Here is a 6,837-nt window from a genome sequence, read left to right on the forward strand (position 1 = left end):
GCCCGGCTGTGGATAAAGCGCCAACTGTGGATAACGACGCGCCCGGTGGCTCTCGATTGGCGCGACCGCACGAAAAGGCACTCCGGTGCTTACACGTCGCTGGAATACCGGATGCCGCCGTCGGGAATGCGGACGCCGGGCCAGACCCGCGCACCCCGCAGCAGCTCGCAGCGCGCGCCGATGTCGGCGCCGTCGCCGATCACGCCGTCACGGATCAGCGCCCGCGGGCCGATCCGGGCGCCGAACCCGATGATCGAGCGTTCGATCACGCTGCCGGCCTCAACACGCGCTCCGTCGAAGACGACCGCGCCGTCCAGCCGGGCGCCCGGCCCGATCTCCGCACCGCGCCCGACGACCGTGCCGCCGATCAGCACCGCGCCCGGCGACACCGCCGCGCAGTCGTACACCAGGTGCTCGCCACGGTGCCCGCGCAGCGCCGGCGACGGCGCGATCCCGCGCACCAGGTCCGCCGAGGCGCGCACGAAGTCCTCCGGGGTGCCCATGTCACGCCAATAGCTGGTGTCGATGCTGCCGCACACGGTGACCCCGTCGGAAAGCAACGCCGGAAAGACCTCGCGTTCGACAGAGACCTCGCGGCCCCGCGGGATCAGGTCGATGGTCGGCCGGGAGAAAACGTAGCACCCGGCGTTGATCTGGTCGGTGGGTGGATCCTGCGTCTTCTCCAAGAAGGCGGTGACCCGGCCGTTCTCGGTGGTCACACAGCCGAACGCCCGCGGATCGGACACCCGCACCAAATGCAGCGTGACGTCGGCCCGGCTGCTGCGGTGGTGGTCCAGCAGCAGGCCGAGGTCGGCGCCGGACAGCACGTCGCCGTTGAACACCATTACGGTGTCGTGGCGCAGCCGATCGGCGACGTGGGCGATCCCGCCACCGGTGCCCAGCGGCTGCTCCTCGGTCACATACTCGACCTGCAACCCGAGCGCGGAGCCGTCGCCGAACTCCGCCTCGAACACCGCCGGCTTGTACGACGTGCTCATGATCACGTGCTCGATGCCGGCCGCGGCGATCCGCGACAACAGGTGGGTGACGAACGGCAGCCCGGCGGTGGGCAGCATCGGTTTGGGCGCCGACAGCGTCAGCGGCCGCAGCCGGGTGCCCTTGCCGCCGACCAGGACGACGGCGTCGACATTCGCGCCCGTCACAGTCACTTCCGCTCTGCCGCCGGCTTGCGCCGTGCACGCCGCACCATGAGCTGTGCCCGAATCGCCAGCCCGACGCGCATGGTCGCGCGCAGCGGCGCGCGCCACCATCCGCCGTGCCGGTCGGCGAGGAAGATGTAGCTGCTCCGGTGGTGGGCCTTCAGGTTGAGCGCCGACTGACGTCCGGTGGCGTGGCCCTTGTGGTGCAGGACCTCGGCCGACGGGACGTAGACGCTCAGCCAGCCCGCCGTGCCGAGCCGGTCACACAGGTCGACGTCCTCGAAGTACATGAAGTAGCGCCCGTCGAAGCCGCCGACCTGGTCGAACGCGGCCCGGCGCAGCAGCAGGCAGGACCCCGACAGCCAGCCCACCGGCCGCTCGCTGGGTTCCAGCCGCTCCTGTCGGTAGGTCCTCGACCAGGGGTTGGTCGGCCACAGCGGGCCCAGGACGGCGTGCATGCCGCCGCGGACCAGGCTGGGCAGATGCCGGGCCGACGGGTACACCGACCCGTCCGGGTCGCGGATGAGCGGGCCCAGCGCGGCGGCCCGCGGCCACCGCGCCGCCGCGTCGAGCAGGGCGTCGATGCTGCCGGGCCCCCACTGCACGTCGGGGTTGGCCACGATGACCCACTCGTCGCCGCCGGCAAGTTGGGCGACGGCGCGGTTCACCGCGTTGCCGTAGCCGAGGTTGCCGCCGGTGGCGAACAGCCGCACGTTGGGATAGCGCTCAACGGCGGCCTGCGGCGTCCCGTCGGTGGAGCCGTTGTCGGCCATCAGCACGCTGATCGGCCGGTCGGTGGCCAGCGACAGCGAGCCCAGAAAACGGTCCAGATGCGGGCCCGGGGAGTAGGTCACCGTCACCACCGGCAGGACGTCGCTCACGCGTAGAGGGTAACGGTCACGCGGTGCCCGCCACGCACACAGCGTGGTCCAGCGCGTCCCGCCATCCCCGCAGCGGCGTCAGGCCGACCTGCGCCGAGACCCGGCCGGACAGCGCCGAGTACGTCGGCCGGCGCGCGGGCCGCGGCATCCGGTCGGTGCTCACCGGCCGCACCCGCGCCGGGTCGGCGCCCACACCCTCGAACACCGCGCGCGCCTGCTCGAAACGGGAGGCGGTGCCCTGGTTGGCGGCATGCACAATCGGCGCTTGCACCGGTCTGTCGACGATCTCCAGCAGCGCGCCGACCAGGTCCCCGACGTAGGTCGGCGAGCCGGTCTGGTCGTCGACCACCTCCACGATGCCGTCTCCGGCCGCCAGCCTGCGCATGACGGCCACGAAGTCGGCGCCGGTTCCGCCGGTGTAGAGCCAGGCGGTGCGCGCCACGGTGGCCTCCGGCAGCGCCGTCAGCACGGCTTGTTCGCCGGCGAGCTTGGTGCGCCCGTACACGCTCAGCGGCGCGGTTGCGTCGCCGGGTTCGTACGGGCGGGGCGGACATCCGCCGAAGTCTCCGCTGAACACGTAGTCAGTGGAGATGTGGATCAGCCGCGCGCCGGCCCGCGCGCATGCGCGCGCGAGGTGTCCGGGGCCGGTGGCGTTGACCGCGTGCGCGGCGGCTTCGTCGGTTTCCGCGCCGTCGACGTTGGTGTAGGCGGCGCAGTTGACCACCACATCGCCGGGCTGCACGATCTGCTCGGCTGCCGCCGCGTCGGTGATGTCCCACTGCGCTGAGGTCAGCGCCAGCACGTCGCGCCCCTGCTGGGTGGCTTCGGCGGCGAGATGGCTGCCGGCCTGCCCACCGGCGCCGGCGATCACGATCCGTGCCACAACTGCTGCTCCTCCTCGTCATCGCGGGCGGTCACAACTCGGGCACGCCGAAGCCGGCTACCGGAATTACTCATGCGACGTAAGTAATCTTATGTGATGCCTGCGCATCGTGTGGTTCGTGTGGTCGCTACCGTGGCTGCCGTCGTCGTCGTACTCGGCACCGGGGTGGCGTGGAGCACAATACGGTCTTTCCAGGACGGTATCTACCACATGTTCGCGCCCTCGCTCGGCCAGGGCGGCGACGACGGTGCGATCGACATCCTGCTGGTCGGCATGGACAGCCGCACCGACGCCCACGGCAACCCGCTGACCGCCGAGGAGCTGGCCGCCCTGCGCGCCGGCGACGACGTGTCCACCAACACCGACACCATCATCTTGGTGCGAATCCCCAACAACGGGCCCGATCGAAACCACCAGGCAGCCACCGCAATCTCGATCCCCCGCGACTCCTACGTCGCCGCGCCGGGTTTGGGCAAAACCAAGATCAACGGCGTGTACGGGCAGGTCAAAGAAGAGAAACGGGTCAGCCTGGTCGAATCCGGCGTCGACGCGGACGAAGCCGAAGCGCGCGGCACCGAAGCCGGCCGGGAAGCTCTGATCAAGACGGTCGCCGACCTCACCGGCGTCACCGTCGACCACTACGCCGAAGTCGGGCTGCTGGGCTTCGCGTTGATCACCGACGCGCTGGGCGGTGTCGATGTCTGCCTCAAGGAGTCGGTCTACGAACCGATGTCGGGAGCGGACTTTCCGGCCGGCTGGCAGAAGCTCGACGGTCCGCAGGCCCTGAGCTTCGTCCGCCAGCGTCACGACCTGCCGCGCGGTGATCTGGACCGGGTGGTGCGCCAGCAGGTGGTGATGGCGTCGTTGGCTCATCAGGTGATCTCCGGCAACACGCTGTCGAGCCCGGCCAGGATGAGCCGGCTGCAGCAGGCCATCCAGCGCTCGGTGGTGCTGTCATCCGGTTGGGACATCATGGATTTCGTCAGCCAGCTGCAGAAGCTCGCCGCCGGCAAGATCGCGTTCGCCACCATCCCGGTGCTCGACGAGGCCGGCTGGAGTGACGACGGGATGCAGAGCGTGGTTCGGGTGGATCCCCACCAGGTGGCCGACTGGGTCGCCGGGCTGCTGCAGGGTCAGGCGCAGGGCAAGACCGAGGAGCTCGCCTACAGCCCGGACAAGACCACCGCCGACGTGGTCAACGACACCGACATCAACGGGCTGGCCGCGGCGGTGGCAGAAGTCCTGTCCGCGCAAGGGTTCAGCGCGGGAGCCGTCGGCAACAACGAAGGCGCGCATGTGTCCGGCAGCCAGGTGCAGGCCGCCAGGGGCGACGACCTGGGCGCGCAGGCCGTGGCCCGGGACCTCGGGGGGCTGCCGGTGGTCACCGACGCGTCGGTGCCGCCGGGGTCGGTGCGGGTGGTGCTGGCCAACGACTACACCGGCCCGGGCTCCGGCCTCGGCGGCGACGCCGGCACCGTCGCTGCCGCCTCGTCGAACTCCGGCTCGGCCAACGGCGATGCTCCCCCGCCGTCGCCCATTCTGACCGCCGGCTCCGACCGGCCGGAGTGCGTCAACTGAGCACCTTCAGCGGGGCGGTCCTCGGCCCGATGCTGCGCGCCGACCCCGTCGGCCCGCGCATCACCTACTACGACGACGCCACCGGCGAACGCATCGAGCTGTCCGCGGTGACCCTGGCCAACTGGGCGGCCAAGACCGGCAACCTGCTGCGCGACGAGCTGGGCGCCGGGCCGGACAGCCGGGTGGCGGTGTTGCTGCCGGCGCACTGGCAGACCGCGGCGGTGCTGTTCGGGGTGTGGTGGATCGGCGCCGAGGTGGTGCTCGACGGGGCCGGGGCGGATGTTGCGTTATGCACCGCCGAACGGCTGGCGGAGGCCGAAGCCACCGGCGCCGGCGAGGTGGCGGTAGCGTCGTTGGACCCGTTCGGGCGCCCAACGGCGGACCTGCCGGTCGGGGTCACCGATTACGCTAGCGCGGTGCGGGTGCACGGCGACCAGATCGTCGGCGAATTGCATCCGGGCCCGACGCTTTCCGGCCGGTCCGTCGAGGAACTGCTCGCCGACTGCCGAACCTCCGCGCAAGCACACGCTTTGACGTCCGCCGACCGGGTGCTGTCGACCGCATCGTGGGGGCAGCCCGCCGCGCTGGTCGACGGCCTGCTGGCGATCTTGGCGGTGGGCGGCTCGCTGGTGCAGGTCGCCAACCCCGATTTGACGGCGCTGCCGCGCCGCATCGAGGCCGAGAAGGTCACCCGGGTTGTCGATTAACAGCCCGGCCTGCCAACCCACGACCTGGGCGAGCTGACTTACCCACGGTTGGGACTTTGTCCACAGGCCGTCCTGGGCGCCTCGCTGTCACGGGGTGGTGTCGGACCCCTCGATTATCGTCGAAGGCATGTTCGAACACGGGGGTCCGCCGGCGGAGAACCAGGCGGCCGGGCGACGCCTCGCCGCGATCGGGGAACTCGATGCTGTGCCGTTGCGCGCGGTGGGTGAACGCGAGACCTGGGCCATCGACACCCCAGAGTCGGTGAGCACCGAAGTGGCCGCGGCCCCGGGTGTGATCCCGCCGCTGGCGACGAACTACCTGTACTACTCGGGCGCGATGCGCACACAACTATCCCGGGCGGGCGCGTTGCTGGAGGCCGCTCGCCGTGGACGCCCGCCCCGCGCTGGAAATACCGCGCCGGCCGGGGATGACGCAGAGCCGGCTGGCCGCCTCTGTGGACTGGATCGTGGCCCGCACAGACCGCGACGCGCTACGACGGCGTCAGGAACAGCACCCCGGTCGGCACTTTTACATCTGGGACGGCGGCACCGGCCTGGCCGAGGTCTTCGGCCGACTGATCAGCAACGACGCCCACGCGGTCGATGCCCGCTTACATGCGCTGGCCGACTTCGTGCGCTGCCGCGATTTGACGTGCCGGTTCCCCGGCTGCGAACCGCCGGCGACCCGCTGCGCGATCCACCACAGCATCCCCCACGCCGACGTCGGCGCCACCCACGCCTTCAAGCTCAGTGCGCTGTGTCGTTTCGCCTCGCCTTCATCCATGTTCGGGGGCATTCAGGGTGAGCACCTGGGGGTAGGGGTGTTGTTTCGGACATCTGAGGTGGCACGGTTTAGTGGGGCGGATCGCCGTGGCCAGGGGCGGGGCGGCGGTGCACGGTTATCGGGGTCTCACCCCTGGAAATGTGGCTCCGGGGCCAGATCAGCGCTACAGCGACGCCGTAGCCCCGCTATACAAAATTCTGTATAGTCTGACCGTGAAGGAGGTCAGGTTCGTGGGGCGAGCGCTCGATGAGTTAAGGGAGTTCCCGGACCAGGCGAAGCATGACACCGGCGTCGAGCTGTACCGCGTACAGAAGGGACTGGACCCGAAGGACTGGAAGCCGATGAATACCGTCGGTGCGGGAGTCCGCGAGATCAGAGTCAAGACCGCCGAGGGCATCTTTCGCACCATACTACACGACGGTGATCGGTGACTGCGTCTACGTCCTGCACTGCTTCACGAAGAAGACCCAGAAGACACCCAAATCGGTGACAGACCTCTGCAAGAAGCGATTGGCAGCCGCCCGTAGGGACGCAGCGCACCGGGAAGGAGACAGACCATGAGCGACGAAGTCCAGGGTTTCAGCAATGTTTGGGATGCCATCGCGGACACACCCGATGAGGCAGCCAACCTGCGTGCCCGCGCTGACCTCATTCTCGCGGTCGGGAGCCGGCTCACCGAGTTCGGCTGGTCGCAGACCACGGCGGCGCGCAACCTCGGGATCACCCAGCCGCGGGTGTCCGATCTTATCTGCGGGAAGATCAGCAAGTTTTCCCTGGACACGCTGGTAAATCTTGCCGCACGGGTGGGGCTACGCACCCAGCTGCTCATTACCGCCGACACGGA

The 6,837-nt window shown here is 69.9% G+C and carries 9 protein-coding genes; 6 read left to right on the plus strand and 3 right to left on the minus strand.

The features are described 5' to 3' along the window. Positions 1–89: 89 nt before the first annotated feature. The 3 genes from ABDW21_RS15700 to rfbD are packed head-to-tail and all read right to left on the minus strand — an operon-like array spanning position 90 to position 2,912. The gene (locus ABDW21_RS15700; protein WP_343602919.1) at positions 90–1,163 is read right to left on the minus strand and encodes an NDP-sugar synthase; all 1,074 of its coding nucleotides are present in this window, start codon (positions 1,161–1,163) and stop codon (positions 90–92) included. Positions 1,164–1,165: 2 nt separating this feature from the next. Next, positions 1,166–2,023 carry a glycosyltransferase family 2 protein gene (locus ABDW21_RS15705; protein WP_343710706.1) on the minus strand — a complete coding sequence of 286 codons (858 nt, stop codon included), beginning with the start codon at positions 2,021–2,023 and terminating at the stop codon, positions 1,166–1,168. A gap of 34 nt (positions 2,024–2,057) precedes the next feature. Continuing rightward, positions 2,058–2,912, minus strand: a complete 855-nt coding sequence (gene rfbD / locus ABDW21_RS15710; protein ID WP_343710707.1) for a dTDP-4-dehydrorhamnose reductase — start codon at positions 2,910–2,912, stop codon at positions 2,058–2,060. A gap of 108 nt (positions 2,913–3,020) precedes the next feature. Here rfbD and ABDW21_RS15715 point away from each other — a divergent pair, with 108 nt between their 5' ends. The 6 genes from ABDW21_RS15715 to ABDW21_RS15740 all read left to right on the plus strand — a co-directional run. Beyond that, positions 3,021–4,502, plus strand: coding sequence for an LCP family protein (locus tag ABDW21_RS15715; RefSeq protein WP_343710703.1), 1,482 nt, complete (start codon positions 3,021–3,023; stop codon positions 4,500–4,502). Then, positions 4,490–5,209, plus strand: coding sequence for a TIGR03089 family protein (locus tag ABDW21_RS15720; protein ID WP_343710704.1), 720 nt, complete (start codon positions 4,490–4,492; stop codon positions 5,207–5,209). Before ABDW21_RS15715 ends, ABDW21_RS15720 begins: the two co-directional genes overlap by 13 nt. 386 nt (positions 5,210–5,595) lie before the next feature. After that, positions 5,596–6,198, plus strand: a complete 603-nt coding sequence (locus ABDW21_RS15725; protein WP_343602925.1) for a DUF222 domain-containing protein — start codon at positions 5,596–5,598, stop codon at positions 6,196–6,198. Between the two features lie 7 nt (positions 6,199–6,205). Further along, positions 6,206–6,424 carry a type II toxin-antitoxin system RelE/ParE family toxin gene (locus tag ABDW21_RS15730; protein ID WP_343602927.1) on the plus strand — a complete coding sequence of 73 codons (219 nt, stop codon included), beginning with the start codon at positions 6,206–6,208 and terminating at the stop codon, positions 6,422–6,424. Next, entirely contained in the window at positions 6,414–6,554 is a 141-nt protein-coding gene (locus tag ABDW21_RS15735) for a type II toxin-antitoxin system RelE/ParE family toxin (RefSeq protein WP_343602928.1), read from the plus strand. The genes ABDW21_RS15730 and ABDW21_RS15735 overlap by 11 nt, the downstream gene beginning before the upstream one ends. After that, positions 6,551–6,837 (plus strand): XRE family transcriptional regulator (locus ABDW21_RS15740; protein ID WP_343710705.1); only part of this gene is annotated, 287 nt, incomplete at its 3' end. The genes ABDW21_RS15735 and ABDW21_RS15740, both read left to right, overlap by 4 nt.

The sequence above is a fragment of the Mycobacterium sp. genome (assembly GCF_039583805.1).
In the GTDB taxonomy this organism is placed as follows: Bacteria; Actinomycetota; Actinomycetes; order Mycobacteriales; family Mycobacteriaceae; genus Mycobacterium.

Bases quoted from the DNA above. Each gene is read 5' to 3' on its own strand.
- ABDW21_RS15715 (WP_343710703.1), top strand. From the start codon at position 3,021: ATGCCTGCGCATCGTGTGGTTCGTGTGGTCGCTACCGTGGCTGCCGTC.